Below are 22,952 nucleotides of genomic sequence, written 5' to 3' on the forward strand. Positions count from 1 at the left end.
CTTTGCCGTGGCCGCAGCCGGGTCAGATCAGTTTTTCCGCCATGATCGCGTCCTCTTCGAGCCAGAGCTGAACAGCCTGTCCGCGAAGATTGGGGGCCATGTCTTCAGCCATTTTGTAGATGCCGTCGATCGCCACCAGCTCGGCTTCGAGCTTGCGGCAAAAGATCCGCGCCGACGCGTTGCCGATGGAGCCTGCCATGGCCCGGCCGCGCAACGCGCCGTAGATATGGACGGAGCCGCCGGCGATCACCTCGGCGCCCGAGGCGACCGAGCCAACGATGGTGACGTCGCCTTCGGGGAAGATCACTGACTGCCCCGAGCGCACCGGTTCCCTGATGACGATGGATTGCGTTGTCGTTACCGGGCGGGTCTCGGTTGCTGCCGGCTTGGCCACCGGATCGGCAGGCTCATTCGGCTGAACCTCGACGTCGGAGGCGGAGCGGCCGCCCTTCAGCGCCGGAGGCATGCCCGCGCCGAGAATCGACGGCCGGGCGCCCTCGATCCCCATAATGCTGACATTGCGCTTGGCAAGTTCGGCGATGAGGTCCTTCAGCTGCGGCCGGTCGATTTGCAGGTCCGTCAGATCGAGCACGACAGGCCGTCCGAGGAAGAAACCGGCCGAACGGGCAGCCAGATCGTCCAGTCTGGTCAGCCAATCATCGATCGGCAGGTCCGGGGACAGCATGACCGCCAGGAAAGAGCGGCCCTTGATGCGGATAGAGCGAGCGTCTGTTAGCACTTTGGTCATCTATGTGAAGAAATCGTTGACCATGTCTACCGCCGGTATGGTTAACAAAAGGTTAACGCGGCCCTAACAATGCCGATAATGCGACGAGATTTTTCAACCGAGGGAGTTCCGCAACCTTTTGAAAAGAAATAATATTAGTTCCGCGCGGGACGGTTAATGATGCAGATTTTTCGATGTGAGCCGCAATTCTGCCGCTGCTTCGTAGCGCTCAGCCTTCCGGCTTGCGTTGCGCGTTGGAAATGGCGCGTGCGGCCTCTTCCGAGGAGTTGGCGAGCGTGCGCATCTCGGCGGCAAGCACGGCAAAGCCTGACCCTGCCGTGCCGGCACGGGCCGCCTCGATGCCGGCATTGACGGCGAGCAGCTTGAGATAGCGCAGCGACTGCAGGATCTCATTGGTCTTCGAGGCTGTGACGCGCATGTCGGCGGTCTGTTCGTCGATTCGCTGATAGAGCGATTCGATATTGATGATGCTGCCCTCGAGATAGAGAAGTTCACCCTTCTCGTCCCAGATTCCGCCACCGGTCTCTGTCACCCAGACGAGATGACCCCTGGCATGACGTATACGGTATTCCATCGTCCAGTCCGTCCGCTTCTCGAGCGCCCTCCCCACTACCTCGTCCATCAAAGGCACGTCTTCCTCGTACATGATTGAGGTGAAAGTCCGTGTCCTGTTGCCGATGATTTCGTCGGCGGGGTAACCGAAGATGCGCTCGATGCCGTTGGTCATCTCAAGCATCGTGTAGTTTTCGTCGGCGCGGCAGCGGTAAAGAAAACCGCTCATGCGCCCGAGAATGCTTGTTTGAAAATCCACGAAGGCCTCGCTCGAAAGGAGGAGTTGCAAATTGGTTACTCACTTCACTTTAAACGTTGGAGGGAGCCGCAACGAACGGCTCTCTTACTGCCACGCGGCGCCGTAGCACCTTGAATCTGCAGCATGATTCTATCCGGAAATCGATTCGGATCTAAGAAATTATGCGGCCTCCGCCATCAGTTGCGCAGATATTCCTCCATGGAATCGTCGAGCGCTTCGACCCAGGGCGTGTGATGCTTCGGCGACATGTTGCCGGTCATCAGCGATCGGTAGGCATGGTCGCGGAAGCCCATGATGTTCTCGGCCTTGTGATGTTCCCACTCCATGAACGTCCGGTTGGTCCCCTCGATGTCGAAGGAGGGATAATCGGTCTCCGCGAGCAGTTCCTTCACATAGTCGCCCTGATACCAGATCATCTGTTCGGCATCCTCGAGCGTCTCCTCGCGGGCGCGCCACATGTCGAAATTCGCCTTCAGTTCTTCTTCCGGCGGCAGGGTGATGCGGCCCATCATCACGTCGCGCGCCCACCAGGCCTGAACGTCGAACATGTTGAAGGTATAGAACTGGTCCTGCATGCCGATATAGAAGAGCTGCGGGTTCTTGTCGAAGATCACGCCCTTGTAGAGGCTGTCGGCCCACAGGCGGTTGGCCGTCTTCAGCCGGAGGTCGTCGGGCAGGAAGGGGAAATGGTGCTGGTATCCGGTGCAGAGGATCAGGGCGTCGACTTCCTTGCTCGACCCGTCGAGGAAATGCGCCGTGCGGTTTTCGAGCTTGGTCAGCAGCGGCCGTTCTTCGAAATTCTCCGGCCATTTGAAGCCCATCGGCTTCGAGCGGTAGCTCGTCGTCACCGATTTCGCGCCGTATTTCCAGCATTGCGAACCGATGTCTTCGGCCGAATAGCTGCGGCCGACGATCAGGATGTCCTTGCCCTTGAACTCGAGCGCGTCGCGGAAATCATGGGCGTGCAGGACGCGGCCGTTGAAGGTCTTCACGCCCTCGAAATAGGGCACATTCGGCGTCGAGAAGTGACCGGTCGCGACGACGACATAATCGAATTCCTCGTCGTACATCCGGTCTTCGATGCGGTTATGCGCCGTCACCGTGAATTTCTTCGTGGCCTCATCGAAGCGGACCATGCGCACCGGCGTGCTGAAGCGCACCCAGTGGCGGACATTCGCCTTCTCGACCCGGCCCTTGATATAGTCCCAGAGCACGGCGCGCGGCGGATAGGAGGCGATCGGCTTGCCGAAATGTTCCTCGAAGGAATAATCGGCGAATTCGAGGCATTCCTTCGGACCGTTCGACCAGAGATAGCGATACATGCTGCCATGGACAGGCTCGCCATATTCGTCGAGGCCGGTGCGCCAGGTATAGTTCCAGAGCCCGCCCCAGTCCGACTGCTTTTCGAAGCAGACGATCTCCGGGATTTCGGCGCCCTTCTGGGCAGCCGATTGAAAGGCGCGCAGCTGCGCCAGCCCGGACGGACCGGCACCGATGACGGCTACTCTTGTCATGAAGCATTCCCCTCTTGATTATATGGCATCGTCTCCTGGATAACTCCTCGAATTGAAATCGAAGGAGGATGTACCCAGAAATTCAAAATGTTACGGCATTTCTTTCAGTCCGGATAAATACCGGGGCTGGTCGGAGCCCCGTCGTCATATTTGGAAAGCCAGTCAATCGTCGTCTCGCGGTAACGGGTGAGTCCCTTGTAGTCGATGAGTTCCGGAGGCAGCGTCTTCAGCACCCGCGGGAAGCGCCGCGCCCATTTCGGGACGGTGACGAGCTCTTCCATGTTCATCAGGTAGCAGCGTATGACGAAGAGGATGGCGTTGGAGCGCGGCAGTCGCCAGAGGCTTTGCAACTCGACCCGCAGATGCACTTTCTCGCCCACATTCTCCGGCGTCACCGTCGTGCGGTCGGGCCCCCATTTGTGATAATTCTCGGGGCTGGTGTCGAGCCGCGGATTGATCGTCATCGTCCAGTTGAAGCGCCGTGTCGGCTTGCCCTGCTGCAGGTTCAGAAGGAATTTCAGCGCCCGGTCGAAGACGCCGATCTGATGGGCGAGCGGCACCGGCCCGTGCCATTCCATGAAATTCATGCCGATGTCGAAATCGAGCGACCAGTCAGCCTGCGTCGTCACCATGCCGGCATCCATCCACAGATTGCCGTCGCGCTGATCGACGATGCAGAAATCGCCCTGGGCCTGGCGGGTGATATATTCGAAGGGCTCATAGGGCAGCGTCGAGGCGTCGCCGAAAGTGAAGCTGTCGTCGATGCCGAGCGGGCGGTTGATCCAGCGCCACTGGTCGCCGTTGCGGATCAGGGTGAAATGGTCGGGGTAGCCCGCTGCCTGCTCTTCCATCAAAAGTTCGAGCGTGTCCCACTGCGCGCTCATCATGTGCGGCAGGGCCTGGTAGCGCAGCGGATCTTCCTTCAGCACCAGCGCTCGGTCGTGCATCTCGGCGACGTAATGCTCGTCGACATCGATCAAGTTTTCGTAGACGGTTCCCGCCCGTCCGCGCACATGCGGCTCCATGTTGACCGAATACATGTATTCGTCGCGGTCGAAGGGGAACGGAAAACGACGGATGTTCCCGGGGCTGTTCCGGTAGCTGAAATCGTCCCGGAATGTTTCTTGCTTGAAGGCGATTGCCATGTCCGGTCTCCTTTTTCGATGCCGTTAGAGATCAAGATGCAGCGTGTTTCCCTCGAAGCGGGAAACACAGATCATCACCTTGCTGCCGGATGCCTTTTCTTCGCTCGTCAGATAGACGTCATTGTGCAGCAGTTTGCCCTCGCAGACGGCGACCGCCGTTTCGCATTGACCGCAGGCGCCGCCGCGACAGAGGAAGGGGGCGTCGACGCCGGCCGCCTCAATCGCCTCCAGCATGCTTTCGTGATGGCCGACCTTCACGGTCTTGCCGGAGCGTAGAAGCTCGATCGTGAAGGGCTTCCCGGGCAGAGAGGAAAGAAACCGTTCCGAATGCAGGTTCTGCTCCGGCCAGCCGGCGTCGAGCCCCGCTTTCATCACGCCGTCGATCATGCCGGAGGGGCCGCAGACATAGAGATGCGTGCCGAGTGGCTGGCAGTCGAGCAGACGCGTCAGCGGGATGGCACTGCCTTCCGCGTCGCAATAGATCTTGATGCGATGCGGACCGTAGCGCTCCAGGAGCTCCCGCCAATAGGCGCCTCGGTCGCGCGTTCGGATCGCATAATGCAGCTCGAAGGCGGCGCCTTCGCGGGAAAACTGCTCCATCATCGCGATGAAAGGGGTAATGCCGATGCCGCCGGCGATCAGAAGATGCTTGCGCCCGCGCCAGTCGGGCTGGAAGAGGTTGACGGGATAGCTGACCTTTAGCTCGTCACCTTCGCTCACGTTCTCATGCATGAAGGTGGAGCCGCCGCGTGAATCTTCGACATGCAGCACGCTGATTTCGTAGGCCGCGCAGTCGTGCGGGGGAGACATCAGCGAATAGGCGTTGCGGCGCATATGGCCGCCATCGTTCATCGAGACGATGATATGGGCGCCGCCTGAAAAATACGGCATCGGCTTTCCGTCCAGGCGCTCGAAGCGGAAACGCTTGACGCGCTCGGCGATCGGAGTGATCCGCGCTACGCGCACGGGAATTTCAGTGCCGCCGCTCAAAGGAACAACTCCTCTGGTTGAGGCGCGCTGCCGGGCTCTTCCGCGTCGATGTTGACGCCCTGGAAGGCGGCAAGCCGCCGCGAATAGTGATCGCGGACAAGAAGCGTCAGCCCGCAATGGCTGCAGGCGAAGGGGCTGGTGGTGACGTCGTCCGTGATGCCCTTGCAATGGACGCATTGCACCCGCCTGGCAAGGGAGCCGCGATGCTCGGTGATGATGGAGGCGTGGTCCATGCCGTAGTCAAGCGCCACGAGCATCGCCTGGCCGATGAAGCCCTCCGTGCCGGAGATATAAAGCCGAGTGCCCATGTGAGCCGTCGCGAGCGAGCCTTTCAACCGGAAGAGCAGCGTTGCGATCGTCGGCGCCGTGAAGAACATGTCGGCGCCGAGCCGGCGCAGGGGTTCATCGAGGCCGGAGCCTCGAGAACCGCGGGCGACATAGAGGATCTCGCTGCGGGAAAGAGCCGTTTCGTCAAGCGCCGGCTGCTGATCGAGGAGAGCCTTGGCGCCCTCCCCTTCGAGTGCGAAAATGTGCCGCCGGGCGCGCGGCTGGATGGTCAGGCCCTTGTAGACTGGTCGGCTCTTGATGCCTGCGACGAGCATTGGCGCGCTCCTTAACCTACGGCAGTCCTCTTCTTCTTCTCCGGATCGTCGAAGGGAAGCGTATGGGCGGTGGCGCCTGCCTCGACGGTCTTGCCGCGGACTTCGAGTTTCGTCCCGTGCACCGCCTTGTCAACGTCGAGGCGGACGATCGCCATGGATTTCTTCGTCAGTGACGAATAGCTCGGGCAGGTGATGACGCCGACCTTCTTGCCGTCGGCAAAGACCTCGTCGCCGAGATCGGCCGGTCCGTCGGCGTCGATCAGCATGCCGAAGATCTTGAAGCGCTCCTTGCCCTTAAGGCGCGCATGTTCCTCGGCGCCGCGGAAGCCCGTCTTGCCGGGGCTGACGGTGAAGTCGAGGCCGAGTTCCCAGAGACTGTCGCCGGGTGGCTGGTCGGCGAAGGGATACATCTGCGAATTGTCGTAGGGGTAGAACAGCAGGTAGCTTTCGACGCGCAGCATGTCGAGGACCGAGAAGCAGCAGGGGATGATGCCCATCTCCTTGCCTTCCTCGACGATTCTGTCCCAGACCATGACGGCGTCCTGGCCGCGCACGAAGATCTCGTAGCCGCGCTCGCCGGTATAGCCGGTGCGCGAGATCATGACGGGCGCGCCGAACAGCGTCGTCTGCATGTGGTGGAAATATTTGAGCTCGCGGATGCCGGGCACATATTTGGCGAGGTAATCGACCGCAAGCGGACCCTGCAGCGACAGGTCGTGCAGGTCGTCGTCGAAGAGCACCGCGCAGTTGCGGCCTGCCGCCTGTTTGACGACTTCCTCGTGGCCGGAACCGGATCCATGCACCAGCATCCAGGAATTCGGGCCGGTGCGATAGACGATGCAATCGTCGGTGAAGTGGCCGCGGTCGTTCAGCATGGTCGCGTAGACCGAGCGGCCGGGATAGATCTTCGTCAGATCGCGGGTGGTGATGTAGTCGAGTACGGCGATGGCGTGCGGGCCGACCAGGTGCACCTTCTTCAGACCCGAGACATCCATGATGCCGGCCTTGGTGCGAACGGCGACATGTTCTTCCGACATGTCCTTCTCGTAGGTCCAGGCGGTTCCCATGCCGCTCCAGTCCTCGAGCTTCGATCCCAGTGCGCGATGCCGATCCGCCAAGGCGGAGAAACGCCATGATAGAGCCATTTCCGTTCCCTCTTATTTCCTCTACGGAATATTTATTTCCTGACTATATAAATCTTTCGCGTCATGGCAAGCCCGCCAGACGGCATTCCACTCAAAACTTTGGCGGCGTCTGCCCGGCGGTGCGATGGGCGGCGATGACCGTATTGGCCATCAGCATGGCGATGGTCATCGGGCCGACGCCGCCCGGAACCGGCGTGATGGTGCCGGCGACCTCGGAGACCTCGCGGAAGGCGACGTCGCCGACGAGCCGGGTCTTGCCCTCGCCCTTCTCAGGAGCCGGCACGCGATTGATGCCGACGTCGATCACGGTCGCGCCGGGCTTGACCCAATCGGCCTTGACCATTTCCGGCCGGCCGACGGCGGCGACCAGAATATCGGCGTTGCGGCAGACCTCGGCGAGATTCTTGGTTCTCGAATGCGCGATCGTCACCGTCGCATTGGCATTGAGCAGCAGTTGCGCCATCGGCTTGCCGAACAGGTTGGAACGGCCGATGACGACGGCGTTGAGGCCGGAGAGATCCTCGCCATGGGTGCGGCGGACGAAGACCATGGCGCCAGCCGGCGTGCAGGAGACCAGACCGGTCTTCAGGTCGCCGGTGGCAAGCTTGCCGGCATTGACGACGCTGAGGCCGTCGACATCCTTTTCCGGCAGGATGGACTGAATGATCGGCTCGCTATCGAGCGGCTTCGGCAGCGGCAGCTGCACGAGGATGCCATGGATCGACGGATCGCCGTTGAGGGTGGCGACGAGGCCTGCCAGTTCCTCCTGCGTCGTCTCGGCCGGCAGCGTGTGCTGCACAGACTTGAAACCGCATTCCTTGGCCATGCGGCTCTTGGAGCCGACATAGGCGTGGCTTGCCGGATCGTCGCCGACGATGATGACCGCAAGGCCGGTGGTGACGCCGCTGCTCTTTTCCAGCGCTGCCGTCGCACTCTTGACCGTCTGAATTACGGATGCAGCTACAAGCTTGCCGTCGATGACCTCGACCATCTCTCAGCCCATGCGTTCGGATGCGTAGCTTCCGGGGCTGGCCGGGAAGACGACGGTGCGGTTGCCGTTGATGAAGGTGCGATGATGGATATGGGCGTGGATAGCGCGGGCCAGCACCTGGCTTTCGACGTCGCGGCCGATCGAGACATAGTCGTCCGGCGACTGCGCATGGGTGATGCGGGCGGTGTCCTGCTCGATGATCGGGCCTTCGTCGAGATCGGCGGTGACGTAATGGGCGGTGGCGCCGATCAGCTTGACGCCGCGCTGATAGGCCTGCTTGTAAGGGTTGGCGCCCTTGAAGCTCGGCAGAAAGGAATGGTGGATGTTGATGATCCTGCCCGACATCTGCCTGCAGAGCTGATCGGAGAGGACCTGCATGTAGCGGGCGAGCACGATCAGCTCGGTGCCGGTCTGCTCGACGAGATCGACGAGCTGGGCCTCGGCCTGCGGCTTGTTCTCCTTCGTCACCTTGATGTGGTGGAAGGGGATGTCGTGGTTGACGACGACCTTCTGGTAATCGAAATGGTTGGAGACGACGCCGACGATGTCGATCGGCAGCGCCCCGATCTTCCAGCGGTAGAGCAGGTCGTTGAGGCAATGGCCGAAGCGCGACACCATGAGCAGCACCTTCATGCGGCTCTCGCTGTCGTGGAAGTCGTAATCCATCTCGAAGGGCGCGGCGACGGCGGCAAAATCGGCGCTGATGGCGGAGCCCGACAGTCCCTCTTCCGAAATGAAGCTGACGCGCATGAAGAACCTGCCGGTATCGAGATCGTCGAACTGGCTGGAGTCGATGATGTTGCAGCCTTTGTCGGCCAGATAGCTCGAAATCGCCGCAACGATGCCGCGCGTCGATTTGCAGGATACGGTGAGTACGAAGCTCTTCATGCTGTCTCTTCCTTCACCCTTTCAGGTATAGAGAGTCCGGTCATGCCGAGCTGTCCAACCCGGCATGGCGAAGACGTCGGTCCGGCTGCTCAGATATCGAGCGTGCTGTCGCGTTCCCACTGGGTGAAATGCGAGCAGTAGGCATTCCATTCCCGGTGCTTGAGCTTGAGATAGGCGGAGGAAAACTCAGCCCCGATTGCCGCCTTCAGGCCTTCGTCGGCATCAAAGGCGCGCAGCGCATCGAGCAGGTTGAGCGGCAGGCGCGGCGCGTCCTTCACCAGGTGTCCCTCGGCATACATATCGATATCATAGTGCTGGCCGGGGTCTGCCTGGCTGCGGATGCCGTCGAGGCCGGCCGCGATGATGATCGCCTGTAAGAGATATGGATTGACCGCACCGTCCGGCAGGCGCAGCTCGAAGCGCCCGGGCCCCGGCACGCGCACCATGTGAGTGCGGTTGTTGCCCGTCCACGTCACGGTGTTCGGCGACCATGTCGCGCCCGAGGTCGTGCGCGGCGCGTTTATGCGCTTGTAGGAATTGACCGTCGGATTGGTGATGGCAGCAAGCGCCGAAGCGTGCTTCATGATGCCGCCGAGGAAGGTTTTCCCCTGCGCGGAGAGGCCGAAGGCCATTTCCTTGTCGGCGAAGGCGTTGACCCTGCCGTCGATGTCCCAGACCGAGATGTGGGCATGGCAGCCGTTTCCGGTCAGGCCCTTGAAGGGCTTCGGCATGAAGGTGGCGCGAAGACCGTGTTTTTCGGCGACCGACTTGACCATGAACTTGAAGAAGGAGTGCTTGTCCGCCGTCTTCAGGACATCGTCATATTCCCAGTTCATCTCGAACTGGCCGTTCGCATCCTCGTGGTCGTTCTGATAGGGCTTCCAGCCGAGTTCCAGCATATAGTCGCAGATCTCGGCGATGACATCGTACCGACGCATCACGGCCTGCTGGTCGTAGCAAGGCTTCTCGGCGGTATCGAACTCGTCTGAAATCACCGAACCATCAGCAGAGATGAGAAAGAATTCGGGCTCCACGCCGGTCTTTACCCGGAGCCCCTCCTTCGCAGCTTCAGCCACCAGTCTTTTCAGCACGACACGCGGCGCCTGTTCGACAGGCTGATCGTCCATGACGCAGTCGGCGGCGACCCATGCGACGTCTCTCTTCCAGGGCAATTGGATGACGGAGGAGGCATCGGGAACCGCAAACAGGTCCGGATGGGCCGGCGTCAGATCGAGCCAGGTCGCAAAGCCCGCGAAACCGGCGCCATCCTTCTGCATGTCGGCAATGGCTTCCGCCGGGACCAGCTTGGCGCGTTGGCCGCCGAACAGGTCGGTGTAGCTGATCATGAAATATTTGATGCCTTTGTCTCTCGCAAAAGCAGCAAGGTCCAGTGTCATTCTCGTTCCCCTTTGGATTTCTTCGAGACACTTTGGTTATGGAGATGAGACGGCCGGGGCTTTGGCCCGGCCGGTAGAAATCAGAAGCCTCCCTTGCCGGGAATCCAGTTGGTGCCGGCGAGCGGCACCTGCGCCATGGCCGATGCCTCGATCGTCAGCGCGACGAGGTCTTCCGGCTCGAGATTGTGCAGGTGGTTCTTGCCGCAGGCGCGCGCGATCGTCTGGGCCTCGAGCGTCATGACCTTGAGGTAGTTGGCGAGACGGCGGCCGGCCGCAACCGGGTCCAGGCGTTTTGCGAGCTCCGGGTCCTGGGTGGTGATGCCGGCCGGATCCTTGCCTTCGTGCCAATCGTCATAGGCTCCGGCCGTGGTGCCGAGCTTCTGATATTCCTCTTCCCAGCGCGGATCATTGTCGCCGATGGCGACGAGCGCCGCCGTGCCGATCGCGACCGCATCGGCGCCGAGCGCCAGCGCCTTCGCCACGTCGGCGCCCGAGCGGATGCCGCCTGATATGATGAGCTGCACCTTTCGGTGCATGCCGAGATCCTGCAGCGCCTGCACGGCCGGGCGAATGCAGGCGAGCGTCGGCATGCCGACATTCTCGATGAAGACGTCCTGCGTCGCCGCCGTGCCGCCCTGCATGCCGTCGAGCACGACGACATCGGCGCCGGCCTTCACGGCAAGAGCGGTGTCGTAATAGGGACGCGCGCCGCCGACCTTGACGTAGATCGGCTTTTCCCAATCGGTGATCTCACGCAGCTCCATGATCTTGATTTCCAGATCATCGGGGCCGGTCCAGTCCGGATGGCGGCAGGCCGAGCGCTGATCGATGCCCTTCGGCAGGTTGCGCATATTGGCGACGCGGTCGGAGATCTTCTGGCCGAGCAGCATGCCGCCGCCGCCGGGTTTGGCGCCCTGGCCGACCACGACTTCGATCGCGTCGGCACGGCGCAGGTCTTTCGGGTTCATACCGTAGCGCGAGGGCAGATATTGGTAGACCAGCGTCTGCGAATGGCCGCGCTCTTCATCGGTCATGCCGCCGTCGCCCGTCGTGGTCGACGTGCCCGCGATTGTCGCACCCCGACCGAGCGCCTCCTTGGCGTTGCCGGACAGCGCACCGAAGCTCATGCCGGCGATGGTGATCGGCGTCTTCAGCGTGATCGGGTTCTTGGCGAAACGCGAGCCGAGCACCACAGTCGTGTCGCACTTCTCGCGGTAACCCTCGAGCGGGTAGCGCGAGATTGAGGCGCCGAGAAACAGCAGGTCGTCGAAATGCGGAACCTTGCGCTTGGTGCCGGCGCCGCGGATGTCATAGATGCCGGTCGCCGCCGCGCGGCGGATTTCGGCAAGTGTGTAGTCGTCGAAAGTCGCGGACTTGCGTGGCGGGGTATAGGGGTTGTGATAGCTCATGAGTGTCCCTCGCCTCAGTATGCGTCGGCGTTGTCGATGTTGAAATTGTAGAGCTTGCGGGCCGATCCGTAGCGCCTGAACTCTTCGGGTCTGACGTCCGTCACCCCCGCCTTGTCGAGGAGTTCGGCAAGCTTCTCCAGATGCTCCGGCCGCATCTCTTTCTCGATACAGTCGGAGCCGAGGCTCTTGACCTCGCCGCGGACGAACAGCTTGGCTTCGTAGAGCGAATCACCGAGCGCATCGCCGGCGTCGCCTAGCACGACGAGATGGCCGGACTGGCCCATGAAGGCCGACATGTGGCCGATGCTGCCATGAACGACGATGTCGATGCCCTTCATCGAAATGCCGCAGCGCGACGCGGCATTGCCCTTGATGACCAGCAGCCCACCCCGGCCGGTCGCGCCAGCATATTGGCTGGCGTCGCCCTCGATGACGACGGTGCCGGACATCATGTTTTCGGCAACACCCGGACCGGCCGAGCCCTGAACCGTCACCTTGCCGCCGTCATTCATGCCGGCGCAGTAATAGCCGACCGATCCCCTGACAGCGACCGTCACTGGGCTGTCGATGCCGACGGCGACGGCATGGCTGCCGCGCGGGTTGATGACCTCGAACTCAGTGTCGTTGGCGCCTTTGGAAAGAGCGTGCAGCGCGCTGTTCAGTTCGCGAAGAGGGGTGCTGGAAAGATCGAATGTGGGCATTGATTCCTCGTTGGAAGCCTCGTTTGTCCGGGAGGCGGTCTGCGCCGCCTCTTGGCTTTCAGGCGCCCCTCAGGCGGCCTTGTCGTGATCCCAGAAGTAGACAGTTGCCGGCTCCGGCTCCCAGACACGGGCATTCTCGATGCCGGGAAGATTGACCAGCGCGCGGTATTCCGAACCGAAGGCGACGTACTGGTCGGTCTCGGCCATGACGGCGGGCTTGCAGGCGATGGGGTCGCGCACCACGCCGAAGCCGGACTTGGTGCCGACGACGAAGGTGAAGAAGCCATCGAGATCGTCAAGCGCGCCGGTCAGCGCCTGGCCGAGATCCTTGCCCTTGGCCATTTCGGCCGTCAGATAGGCGGCGGCGACTTCGGAATCGTTCTGCGTCTCGAAGGTCATGCCTTCGCGCACCAGTTCGCGGCGCAGATTGTTGTGGTTGGACAGCGAACCGTTGTGCACCAGGCACTGGTCGGCGCCGGTCGAGAACGGGTGGGCGCCGAGCGTGGTGACGGCGGATTCGGTCGCCATGCGGGTATGGCCGATGCCGTGGGTTCCGCTCATCGCGCGGACGCCGAAGCGCGCCACGACGTCCTTGGGAAGGCCGATTTCCTTATAGATCTCGACGCTTTCGCCCGAGCCCATGAGGCGGACTGCCGGGCGGATCCGTTCGAGCGCCTCGCGCACCTCTGCAAGCTTGGAAGCATCGAGCTCGATGACCGCATGCGTGCTTTTGATCCACACATGGGCCTTAATGCCGGCTTTCTCCAGGTCGCCGGCGAGGCCTTCGAAGTCCGCCCCTGGATTGCTGGACTGGACGGTGATCTTTGCCTTGCCCGCTGCGGAGCCGCCATAGATCGCGATTCCGGCCGAGTCCGGGCCGCGATCGGTCATGGTGATCAGCATATCCGAGAGCAGATTCCCGAGCTGGGGTTCAAGGCTCTTGTCCTTGAGGAACAGTCCTACAATGCCGCACATGGCGCGTGCCTCCGTTCATGTTGAGAAAGGAGTAGCAGGTCTCTATCGGGACATCAACTGGGAAGAATAAAGTTTTCCTCTAAGGCAATTCAGCTCCGCGAGCTCTGCTGGGGATAACTGATGATCGACAGGTATTTGCTCGGCAGTTTCACCAACTGTTCCGGCCCATGCGGCGCATCGGCGTCGAAGAACAGGCTGTCGCCCGGCTGCATCTGGAAAAGCTGGTCGCCGTGGCGGTAGACCACCTCGCCTTCGAGCATATAGAGAAACTCCATGCCCTCGTGCTGGAAGGTCGGGAAGATGTCGGAATCGGCGGTCAGCGTGATCAGATAGGGCTCGACGATGACCCCGCTGGTATTGTTGTCGATATGGCCGAGCAGATTATATTGGTGGCCGGCGCGGGTGCCGCGCCGTTCGAGTTCGACGCCCTGCCCCGCCTTGACGAAGACGGCATTGCGCGGCTCCTCGAAGCGGCGGAAAAAGGCGGTCAGCGGCACGCCGAGCGCCCGCGACAACGATTGCAGCGTCGTCAGCGACGGCGAGATATTGCCGTTCTCGATCTTCGACAGCATGCCGAGCGAAATGCCGGTCGCGGCCGCGAGATCGGTGACGGTGATGCCGAGTTTCTTGCGGTAGGCGCGCACCTCATGGCCGATTGCCATTTCGAGGTTGTTTTCCTTCGGTTCCCGAACGGCGTGCGGGTCCTGGGAAAAGGCAGCACGGCCGCCATGCGGCTGTTCCGGCTGCTCCGCCGCTTCTCGCTTGGATTTCATGGATTTTCCCCTGCCGCCTGCGCTTTTGTTCGGATGCAATCCTATCGTCATAGTGAAATTTCCTCAACCGTGAAGAAAACTATTCCCGCCGCGCCTCACGCGGAGTGACGCCGTAGGCGCTACGGAACATCCGGGAAAAATGGCTGAGGCTGGAAAAGCCGGTGGCAACCGCGATCTCCGAGACGGAAAGCGGGCTCTGCTTCAGCAGGCGATGGGCATGCTGCAGCCTGATCCTGTGGTATTGATCGAGGAAGCTGGTGCCGAGGTGGGCCGCAAACAGCCGGTCGAGATGGCGGGTGGTGACGCCGGCGATCCGCGCCATGGCGGCACGCTCGAGCGGCATCTCGATCGTCTCCTCCATTCGTTCGAGAACGCTGAGCAAGCCGGGGTGGTGGACACCGTAGCGCTCGGCAAGCGACGCACGCTGTGGTGCTGCCGGCTCGTTGACCTCCGTGTGAAGATACCAGTCGCTGACGCGACGGGCGAAATCCGGCCCCATGCGCTCGGCGATCAGCACATGCATCATGTCAAGTGGAGCGATGCCGCCGCCGCAGGTAATCCTGTTGCCGTCGATCACGAAGCGTGCCTGGCGCGGCGTGAGATCCGGAAAGGCTTCGAGAAGGGCTGCCGCATGCTCCCAATGGATGGTGAAGTCGCGGCCGCCGAGCAGTCCGGCGGCGGCCATTAGATAGGGACCGCCCGAGATGCCGCCGATCCTCACACCTTCGCGCGACAGCTGCCGCAAACAGGCAAGCACGCCGGGATATCGCCAGTCGCGCGGCGAACCGCCGGCGCAGACGAAGGCCGTTCCGAGCCCCGAGCCTCTGACGGGCAGAGGTTCGGCGGGTACGCTGATGCCGGAGGAAGAGAGTGCCGATGCGCCATCCGGCGAGAAGATCTGTAGCCGATAGATCTCGCGGCCCGCCAGCAAATTTGCCGCCCGCAACGGCTCCGTTGCCGAGGCATAGGACATCAGCGCAAATCCAGGAACCAGGATGAAGCCGATCGTCTGAACATTTCTGCTATCAAGTGAGGACATGTCCCTTTCTTAGCGATTCATGTCCCTATTGTGCAAGTCTGCCCGCTTCTTTCTGGCATCATGCTTCCGTTCTTTCCGGGTGACCCATGCGCTATTCCGCTCTTTCGATTTTTTTGAACGGCCTTCGCGGCAACAAAGGCTGGGCGCCCGCCTGGCGCGATCCGGCGCCGAAGCCGCATTACGACGTCGTCATCGTCGGCGGCGGCGGTCACGGCCTTGCCACCGCCTATTATCTCGCCAAGGAGTTCGGCATCACCAATGTCGCCGTGCTCGAAAAGGGCTATCTCGGCTCCGGCAATATCGGCAGGAACACCACGATCATCCGGTCGAACTACCTGTTGCCGGGCAACAATCCCTTCTACGAACTGTCGATGAAGCTCTGGGAAGGACTGGAGCAGGACTTCAACTTCAACGCCATGGTCTCGCAGCGCGGCGTACTGAACCTCTTCCATTCCGACGCGCAGCGCGACGCCTATACGCGCCGCGGCAACGCCATGCGGCTGCACGGCGTCGATGCCGAGCTGCTCGACCGGCAGGCGGTGCGCAAGAAGCTTCCGTTCCTCGATTTCGACAATGCCCGTTTCCCCGTCATGGGTGGTCTATACCAGCCGCGCGGCGGCACGGTGCGCCACGACGCGGTCGCCTGGGGTTATGCCCGCGGCGCAGACAACCGCGGCGTCGACATCATCACCCAATGCGAAGTCACCGGCATCCGCACCGAAAACGGGAAGGTGACCGGTGTCGAGACCAGCAGGGGCTTCATCGGCTGCGGCAAGCTGGCGCTGGCGGCGGCCGGCAATTCCACCGTCGTCGCCGATATGGCCGGCTTTCGCCTGCCGATCGAAAGCCATGTGCTGCAGGCCTTCGTCTCCGAAGGGCTGAAACCTTTCATCGACCATGTCGTCACCTTCGGGGCCGGGCATTTCTATGTGTCCCAGTCCGACAAGGGCGGGTTGGTCTTCGGCGGCGATATCGACGGCTACAATTCCTATGCGCAGCGCGGCAATCTCGCGACCGTCGAGCATGTGGCCGAAGCCGGGATCGCGATGATCCCGTCGCTGTCGCGCCTGCGCTACCTGCGCTCCTGGGGCGGGGTGATGGACATGAGCATGGACGGCTCGCCGATCATCGACCGTACCCATATCGATAATCTCTATCTCAACGCCGGCTGGTGTTACGGCGGCTTCAAGGCCACGCCCGCCTCCGGCTTCTGTTACGCCCATCTGATTGCCCGCAACACGCCGCACCAGACGGCGCGCGCCTTCCGGCTCGACCGCTTCGCGCGCGGCTACCCTATCGACGAAAAGGGCGTCGGCGCCCAGCCCAACCTGCATTGAGGACATTTAGACGATGGCAAGCCTGATTTCATGTCCTCATTGCGGCGTCCGGCCCAAGGAGGAATTCTCGATCCGCGGCGATGCGAACCTTGTCCGGCCGGCGCCGGATGCCGGCGCAGATGTCTGGTACGACTATGTCTATCTGCGTGACAATCCGAAGGGCCGACACAGCGAATATTGGCACCATTCCTCCGGATGCCGTCGCTGGCTGATCGTCGAGCGCGATACCGTCACCCATAAGGTCCACGGCGTCAGGGATGCCGCCCTTGCCAAGCTCGGCGGAGAACCGGCATGACGAGCTTTCGTCTTTCCTCCGGCGGCCGCATCGACCGGGCCGGGACAATCGGCTTCACCTTCGACGGCAAGGCGCTGCAAGGCCATTCGGGCGACACGCTCGCCTCGGCGCTGCTGGCCAACGGTATCCAGCTCGTCGGCCGCAGCTTCAAATATCACCGCCCGCGCGGCATTCTGACGGCGGGGGCCGCCGAACCGAACGCGCTGGTGACGACAGGCAGCGGCGGGCGCACCGAACCGAACACACGCGCGACGATGATCGAGCTTTATGAGGGGCTGACGGCCAAGAGCCAGAACCGCTGGCCCTCGCTCGGTTTCGATGTCGGTGCGGTCAACGGCCTGCTCTCGCCTTTCCTCAGCGCCGGTTTCTACTACAAGACCTTCATGTGGCCGGCAGCCCTCTGGGAAAAGCTCTACGAGCCGGTGATCCGCAAGGCGGCGGGCCTCGGCCGCGCCTCCTACGAAGCCGATCCCGATGCCTATGAGAAATGCTGGGCGCATTGCGACCTGCTGGTGATCGGCGCCGGCCCTGCCGGCCTCGCCGCGGCGCTGACGGCCGGGCGCGCCGGCGCGCGCGTCATCCTCGCCGACGAAGGACCCGAACTCGGCGGCAGCCTGCTCTCGGACAATGGCGCCGTCGATGGCAAGCCGGCGGACGCCCTTCTCGCCGAGTTGCTGGCCGAACTCGAAGGGCTTTCGAATGTGCGCCGCCTGCCGCGCATGACCGTGTTCGGCTGGTACGACGACAATGTCTTCGGCGCCGTCGAACGTGTGCAGAAGCATGTGGCGCTGCCCGATCCCGAAGGCCCCGTCGAACGATTGTGGCGCATCGTCGCCCGCCAGGCGATCCTGGCGACAGGGGCCGAGGAGCGGCCGCTGGTCTTCGGCGGCAACGATATTCCCGGCGTGATGATGTCAGGCGCCATGCGTAGCTATCTCAACCGGCAGGCGGTCGCGCCGGGCCGAGGCACGGTGATCTTCACCACCAACGATAGCGGATATGACACCGCCGCTGACCTCGAATCCGCCGGCCTTCGAGTTGCGGCGATCGCCGACAGCCGCCCCGACGGCGGCAAGAACTGGCCGGGCCGCGCCGAGGTGCTGAGGGGCGCGCGGATTATCGATGCCCATGGCGGCCGGCGTCTGCGCGGCGTCAGCGTTAAAGCCGAAGACGGCATTCGCCGGATTGAAGCCGATGCACTTGCCATGTCGGGGGGCTGGAGCCCGGTCATCCATCTTGCCTGCCATCGCGGCGGCAAACCGCAATGGTCGAACGAGATTGCGGCGTTTCTGGCGCCGGCTGCGCAGGATGGTCTTGCCGTTGCCGGCGCGGCTGCCGGCCTTGCGCAGACTGCAGCCTGCCTCGGTGATGGAGCGGCAAAGGCGGCCGCTGCCCTGAACGCGATCGGTTTCGCAGCTGAACCGGCCTTTGCCTCAGCCACCGACACGGCTCAGCGCACGAAGTCGCTCTGGTCCGTCAAAGGTTCGAAGGGCAAGGCTTTCGTCGATTACCAAAACGACGTGCATCTCAAAGATCTCGGCCTCGCCGTCCGCGAAGGTTACGGCCATGTCGAACTTGCCAAGCGTTACACCACATCAGGCATGGCGACCGATCAGGGCAAGCTTTCCAACATCAACGCCATCGGCATTCTTGCCGAGGCGCGCGGCGTCTCGCCTGCCGAGGTGGGCACGACGACCTTCCGTCCCTTCTACACACCTGTCTCCTTCGGCGCTTTGACGGGGGCATCGCGCGGCAAGGATTTCCAGCCGGCGCGCAAATCGCCGTTGCATGGCTGGGCGAAAAAGAACGGCGCGGTCTTCGTCGAAACCGGCCTCTGGTACCGCTCCTCCTGGTTCCCGCGCGCCGGCGAAACGACCTGGCGTCAAAGCGTCGACCGCGAGGTGCTGAACATCCGCAAAAATGCCGGCCTCTGCGACGTCTCGACTCTCGGCAAGATCGAAATCTTCGGCAAGGATGCAGCGACCTTCCTCGATCGCGTCTATTGCAACGGTTTTGCCAAGCTGGCGGTCGGCAAGGCGCGCTACGGCATCATGCTGCGCGAGGACGGCTTCATCTATGACGACGGCACCACCAGCCGCTTCAGCGACGACCACTTCTTCATGACGACGACGACGGCGCTGGCCGCCGGCGTGCTGACCCATCTCGAATTCTGCGCCCAGACGCTGTGGCCGGAACTCGACGTCTACTTCGCCTCCTCGACCGATCAATGGGCGCAGATGGCCGTCGCCGGGCCGAAGTCGCGCGCGATCCTCTCGGAAATCGTCGACGAGGATCTTTCCGATGCGGCCTTCCCCTTCATGAGCGCCCGCAAGGTGTCGCTATTTGCAGGCCGCCTCGAAGGCCGGCTCTTCCGGATCTCCTTCTCGGGCGAACTGGCTTACGAGCTGGCGGTGCCGGCCGGCTACGGCGAAAGCGTTGCCGATGCCATCATGGCGTCAGGCGAGAAGCACGGCATCTCAGCCTATGGCGCGGAAGCGCTCGGTGTCATGCGCATCGAAAAGGGCCACGTCACCCATGCCGAGATCAACGGCACGGTCACCCCAGGCGATCTCGGCTTCGGCCGCATGGTTTCATCGACCAAGCCGGATTTCATCGGCAAGGCGATGCTCGCCCGCGAAGGCCTGCAGGATCCCGAGCGCCCGCGCCTCGTCGGTGTCAAGCCGCTCAATCCGGCAAGCGGCTTTCGCACCGGCTCGCATATCCTTGCCGAGGGCGCAGCGGCGACGCTCGAAAACGACCAGGGTTATGTCACCTCGAGCGCCTTCTCGCCGAGCCTCGGCCATACGATCGGCCTGGCGCTCGTCCGGCGCGGGCCGGAGCGCATCGGCGAAAAGGTGACGGTCTGGAACGGCCTGCGCAACGAAATCACCGATGCGGTGCTCTGCCATCCCGTCTTCATCGATCCCGAAAACGAGAAGCTCCATGCCTGAACTTCCCCAGCACAGACCGGTTCTCGCAGGAGCCAGATATAGCGGCATGGCAGGACCCGGCCTCCGGCTGGAAGCTTTGCCGGAGGGCCATCTCCTGCACGTGCTCGGCGCAATCGAGCCGACCGCACTTGCCGCCGAACTGGCGAAGATAGGCCTTGCGAAAAGTTCGATCCGCAAGGCCGGCTTCCGCCAATGGTTCGTCGCCGGCGACGAGCCGCTCTCGCCTGCCGGTCTGGACGCGCTTGCGGCGGCCCTTGCTGGAAAGGCCTTCGTCATGGACCAGAGCCACGGTCGCGTCCGCATCGGCATTTCCGGAGGGTCTTCGCGCGTGCTTCTTTCAAAGGGCACCGCAGTCGATCTCGATCCCGCCGTCTTTGCGGAAGGCAGTTCGGCGATGACCATGATGGGTCACATCTCCGTACAGATCGCCCGCACCGGCGATGACAGCTTCGAACTCACCGTTTTGCGCAGCTTCGCCGAAAGCCTCTGGGACGAGCTTAATCATATGGCGGCGAGCGCTGAAAAGGACGGTGGCGCATAGGGCCGTACCGGCACAAAGATCGATTATTAACCCAAATTAGCTGGAAGGTTCAACTTTTCGGTGCGATGGCACGCAGCCGTTGACCATCGAGCCCACACGAGAATTCGCTACAGTGGAGAGGATGGCGGCGAAATTGTTAGGCCGTGGAGATCGAGTTCACGGGGTCGCCGGCAAAAAATCTGCTGTTTCGGTAAAGGTCCGTTCGGGGCGGAAGATGTTAGATGTGTGAACATAGCCGCTAGCCAACGAGCTCGTGTGTTACTTTGCAGATCTAAGCAAGTTGACTTGAGGTTTACACCGGAGCTAGGGAAGGTAGGGCCATCGTAAATCAGTCGAATCTACAGGCAATAGATATATTAAAGAAATACCTTGCCGAATTTGGGGGGGCTGATCGACTACAGTTTGCGAATTGCTTCAGAATCGAAAAATCAGAAACCGATCAGCTTCCAGATGTGAGCTTCTTTATTGGGTGCGAGGTTAAGAAACCGCTTTCGGCGGCCCCCCTTGCTCTCTCAGTGGCGTTCGGTGCTCGCGGGCAGGTTGAATTTACGGATATGTCGAGGGGCGAGAAATGATGGGAGGCTTTTCTAACCTGAATCTAAAAGCCGCCGCTGGACATCCTGGCCGAGGCGCGGCGGCAGCTGGCGCGTTATCCCACGATCAAGCTCGTCAGTGCCCGGGCCGAAAGTGTCTCCGGCGGCATCGACAACTTCTCCGTCCTCACTGGCGATGGCGAAAGCCTCACGGCGCGCCGCGTGATCCTGAGCTATGGCATCGTGGACCAGATGCCTGATGTTCCGGGCTTTGCCGAAAGCTGGGGCACCTCCATCGTGCCCTGCCCCTATTGCGACGGCTTTGAAGTCGCCGGCCAGCATTGGGGCCTCGTCTGGTCCGGCCGGCAGTCGCACAATCAGGCCAGGCTTTTCCACGATTGGACCGACAGGTTGACGCTGTTCGCCGATGGTCATGACATTCCGCCCGATATCCGGGCCGATCTCGCACCTCGCAACATACCTGTCGTCGAGGGCCGGATCACCGGGATCGTCCATCACGGGGGCCACAGCGCCGCCGTCAAACTCGATACCGGCCCCGATGTCGCGGTCGACATCCTGTTCGCCCATCCGCGCAACAAACCGTCCGCCAGTCTGCATGAATCACTGGGCCTCGCCACAGTCGATACGCCCAGCGGCATCGCCCTCAAGGTCGATGAGCGCCGCGAGACCAGCATGCCTGGCATCTACGCCGCCGGCGACCTCGCCAATCCCGGAATGCCCTCGGTCACCACGGCATGATGGCAAGGCGCGATGGCGGGTATCTTCGCCCAGCAGTCGATGCTGGTTTGAGAGCCGCGAATTCCTTCTCCGGGTTCTGGCGGGACGAGCGCGCCACCGGCGCTGGTTCCTCAGCCTCGAAATGTGTAGCCGCTGATCGAGGCCGGTTTCATCTCGATGGAGAAGCCCGGCAGGGTGGGCGGCATATAGGCGGCGTTGTCGATCCGGCAGGGGTCGAGGAAGTGTTCATGGAGATGATCGACATATTCGATCACGCGGCCATCCTTGGTGCCGGATACCGCGATGTAATCGATCATCGACAGATGCTGCACATATTCGCAGAGGCCGACGCCGCCGGCATGCGGCCAGACCGGCAGGCCGAACTTGGCGGCGATCAGCAGGACGGATAGGACCTCGTTCAGCCCTCCCATACGGCAGGAATCGATCTGGACGATGTCGATCGCGCCCTCGGCAATGAACTGCTTGAACATGATGCGGTTCTGGCACATCTCGCCGGTCGCGACCTTCACCGGGCTGATTGCCTGGCGGATCTTGCGGTGGCCGGCGACATCGTCGGGGCTTGTGGGTTCCTCAATGAAGAAGGGCTTGGCGAAAGCAAGCGCCTTGACCCAGTCGATCGCCTGGTCGACATCCCAGACTTGGTTGGCGTCGATCATCAGGTAACGATCGGGACCGATCACTTCGCGGGCTATCCTCAGACGGCGGATATCGTCTTCGAGATCGCGGCCGACCTTCATCTTGATATGGTTGAAGCCGGCATCGATCGCTTCCTGGCAGAGCCGGCGTAATTTCTCGTCCTCGTAACCCAGCCAGCCGGCCGAGGTCGTGTAGCAGGCGTAGCCCTCCTTTTCGAGGGCGGCGACCCGTTCCGCCTTGCCGGCTTCCGCCTTCTTGAGGATAGCGACCGCTTCGTCACGCGTCAGCACGTCGGTGAGGTAGCGGTAGTCGACGATATCGGCGATCTCTTCCGGCGACATCTCGGCGACCAGCCGCCAGACCGGCTTGCCGGCCTGTTTGGCGAGCAGATCCCAGACGGCGTTGACGATCGCGCCGGTTGCAAGGTGAATGGCGCCCTTTTCCGGGCCGATCCAGCGCAACTGGCTGTCGCTGGTCAGATGCCGCCAGAATTTGCCGGGATGGGCAAGCACCTCGCCGAGGTCGGCGCCGACGACGAGGTGGCGCATCGCTTCGATCGCCATGCAGCAAATGTCGTTGCCGCGGCCGATGGTGAAGGTCAAGCCATGGCCGGCAAGGCCTGGGACATCCGTGTCGAGGATGACATAGGCGGCCGAATAGTCGGGATCGGGATTCATCGCATCGGATCCATCCAGGCTTTGCGAGGTGGGAAAGCGGAGATCGAAGACGCGAAGGTCGGTGATGCGGGTCATTGTTGTTCCTCCCGATTTAT

At 62.2% G+C, this 22,952-nt stretch carries 20 protein-coding genes and 1 pseudogene; 5 read left to right on the forward strand and 16 right to left on the reverse strand.

Annotation, left to right across the window (positions count from 1 at the left end; translation table 11 throughout):
- Positions 1–22 precede the first annotated feature (22 nt).
- The 15 genes from minC to NL154_RS27650 form a co-directional block, all read right to left on the reverse strand.
- On the reverse strand, positions 23–748 hold the full coding sequence (minC, locus tag NL154_RS27580; protein ID WP_434734437.1) for a septum site-determining protein MinC: 726 nt from the start codon (positions 746–748) through the stop codon (positions 23–25).
- A gap of 208 nt (positions 749–956) precedes the next feature.
- Positions 957–1,559 carry a methyl-accepting chemotaxis protein gene (locus tag NL154_RS27585; protein ID WP_210632424.1) on the reverse strand — a complete coding sequence of 201 codons (603 nt, stop codon included), beginning with the start codon at positions 1,557–1,559 and terminating at the stop codon, positions 957–959.
- Positions 1,560–1,735: 176 nt separating this feature from the next.
- Positions 1,736–3,073 (reverse strand): NAD(P)-binding domain-containing protein, encoded by a 1,338-nt coding sequence (locus NL154_RS27590; RefSeq protein WP_210632425.1) that lies wholly within the window; start codon positions 3,071–3,073, stop codon positions 1,736–1,738.
- Positions 3,074–3,177: 104 nt separating this feature from the next.
- Complete coding sequence (locus NL154_RS27595) at positions 3,178–4,218, reverse strand: heme-dependent oxidative N-demethylase family protein (RefSeq protein WP_210632426.1); 1,041 nt, start codon at positions 4,216–4,218, stop codon at positions 3,178–3,180.
- A 24-nt stretch (positions 4,219–4,242) separates the two neighbouring features.
- A complete protein-coding gene (locus tag NL154_RS27600) occupies positions 4,243–5,208 on the reverse strand; it encodes a PDR/VanB family oxidoreductase (protein WP_434734438.1) in 966 nt (321 codons plus the stop codon).
- Entirely contained in the window at positions 5,205–5,810 is a 606-nt protein-coding gene (locus NL154_RS27605) for a dimethylamine monooxygenase subunit DmmA family protein (RefSeq protein ID WP_434734439.1), read from the reverse strand. Before NL154_RS27605 ends, NL154_RS27600 begins: the two co-directional genes overlap by 4 nt.
- Before the next feature lie 11 nt (positions 5,811–5,821).
- Complete coding sequence (locus NL154_RS27610; protein WP_434734440.1) at positions 5,822–6,955, reverse strand: aminomethyltransferase family protein; 1,134 nt, start codon at positions 6,953–6,955, stop codon at positions 5,822–5,824.
- Positions 6,956–7,046: 91 nt separating this feature from the next.
- The gene (gene folD / locus NL154_RS27615) at positions 7,047–7,946 is read right to left on the reverse strand and encodes a bifunctional methylenetetrahydrofolate dehydrogenase/methenyltetrahydrofolate cyclohydrolase FolD (RefSeq protein ID WP_434734441.1); all 900 of its coding nucleotides are present in this window, start codon (positions 7,944–7,946) and stop codon (positions 7,047–7,049) included.
- A 3-nt stretch (positions 7,947–7,949) separates the two neighbouring features.
- Complete coding sequence (gene purU, locus NL154_RS27620; RefSeq protein WP_434734442.1) at positions 7,950–8,834, reverse strand: formyltetrahydrofolate deformylase; 885 nt, start codon at positions 8,832–8,834, stop codon at positions 7,950–7,952.
- A gap of 89 nt (positions 8,835–8,923) precedes the next feature.
- Complete coding sequence (gene glnT / locus NL154_RS27625; RefSeq protein ID WP_221144761.1) at positions 8,924–10,231, reverse strand: type III glutamate--ammonia ligase; 1,308 nt, start codon at positions 10,229–10,231, stop codon at positions 8,924–8,926.
- Positions 10,232–10,311: 80 nt separating this feature from the next.
- Complete coding sequence (locus NL154_RS27630; RefSeq protein WP_210632431.1) at positions 10,312–11,640, reverse strand: FMN-binding glutamate synthase family protein; 1,329 nt, start codon at positions 11,638–11,640, stop codon at positions 10,312–10,314.
- 14 nt (positions 11,641–11,654) lie between these two features.
- A complete protein-coding gene (locus NL154_RS27635) occupies positions 11,655–12,341 on the reverse strand; it encodes a protein GlxC (protein WP_434734443.1) in 687 nt (228 codons plus the stop codon).
- A gap of 69 nt (positions 12,342–12,410) precedes the next feature.
- Positions 12,411–13,316: a class II glutamine amidotransferase gene (locus tag NL154_RS27640; protein WP_210632433.1), complete on the reverse strand. Its 906-nt coding sequence runs from the start codon at positions 13,314–13,316 to the stop codon at positions 12,411–12,413.
- A gap of 89 nt (positions 13,317–13,405) precedes the next feature.
- Positions 13,406–14,089, reverse strand: coding sequence for a helix-turn-helix domain-containing protein (locus NL154_RS27645; protein ID WP_210632434.1), 684 nt, complete (start codon positions 14,087–14,089; stop codon positions 13,406–13,408).
- 79 nt (positions 14,090–14,168) lie between these two features.
- Positions 14,169–15,128 (reverse strand): GlxA family transcriptional regulator, encoded by a 960-nt coding sequence (locus tag NL154_RS27650; RefSeq protein WP_210632435.1) that lies wholly within the window; start codon positions 15,126–15,128, stop codon positions 14,169–14,171.
- Positions 15,129–15,214: 86 nt separating this feature from the next.
- Here NL154_RS27650 and NL154_RS27655 point away from each other — a divergent pair, with 86 nt between their 5' ends.
- From NL154_RS27655 to NL154_RS27675, 5 genes and pseudogenes are all read left to right on the forward strand, one after another.
- The gene (locus NL154_RS27655) at positions 15,215–16,465 is read left to right on the forward strand and encodes a sarcosine oxidase subunit beta family protein (RefSeq protein ID WP_210632436.1); all 1,251 of its coding nucleotides are present in this window, start codon (positions 15,215–15,217) and stop codon (positions 16,463–16,465) included.
- Between the two features lie 13 nt (positions 16,466–16,478).
- Positions 16,479–16,760, forward strand: coding sequence for a sarcosine oxidase subunit delta (locus NL154_RS27660; protein ID WP_210632437.1), 282 nt, complete (start codon positions 16,479–16,481; stop codon positions 16,758–16,760).
- Positions 16,757–19,711, forward strand: coding sequence for a sarcosine oxidase subunit alpha family protein (locus NL154_RS27665; RefSeq protein WP_434734444.1), 2,955 nt, complete (start codon positions 16,757–16,759; stop codon positions 19,709–19,711). Before NL154_RS27660 ends, NL154_RS27665 begins: the two co-directional genes overlap by 4 nt.
- Entirely contained in the window at positions 19,704–20,252 is a 549-nt protein-coding gene (locus NL154_RS27670; RefSeq protein WP_210632439.1) for a sarcosine oxidase subunit gamma family protein, read from the forward strand. The genes NL154_RS27665 and NL154_RS27670 overlap by 8 nt, the downstream gene beginning before the upstream one ends.
- A gap of 602 nt (positions 20,253–20,854) precedes the next feature.
- Positions 20,855–21,544: pseudogene (locus NL154_RS27675) on the forward strand (FAD-dependent oxidoreductase); the annotation flags it as partial.
- A 110-nt stretch (positions 21,545–21,654) separates the two neighbouring features.
- Here NL154_RS27675 and NL154_RS27680 read toward each other — a convergent pair.
- The gene (locus tag NL154_RS27680; RefSeq protein ID WP_434734445.1) at positions 21,655–22,932 is read right to left on the reverse strand and encodes an L-fuconate dehydratase; all 1,278 of its coding nucleotides are present in this window, start codon (positions 22,930–22,932) and stop codon (positions 21,655–21,657) included.
- Positions 22,933–22,952: the final 20 nt, after the last annotated feature.

Source organism: Rhizobium sp. YTUHZ044 (assembly GCF_051123975.1).
Taxonomy (GTDB): domain Bacteria; phylum Pseudomonadota; class Alphaproteobacteria; order Rhizobiales; family Rhizobiaceae; genus Rhizobium.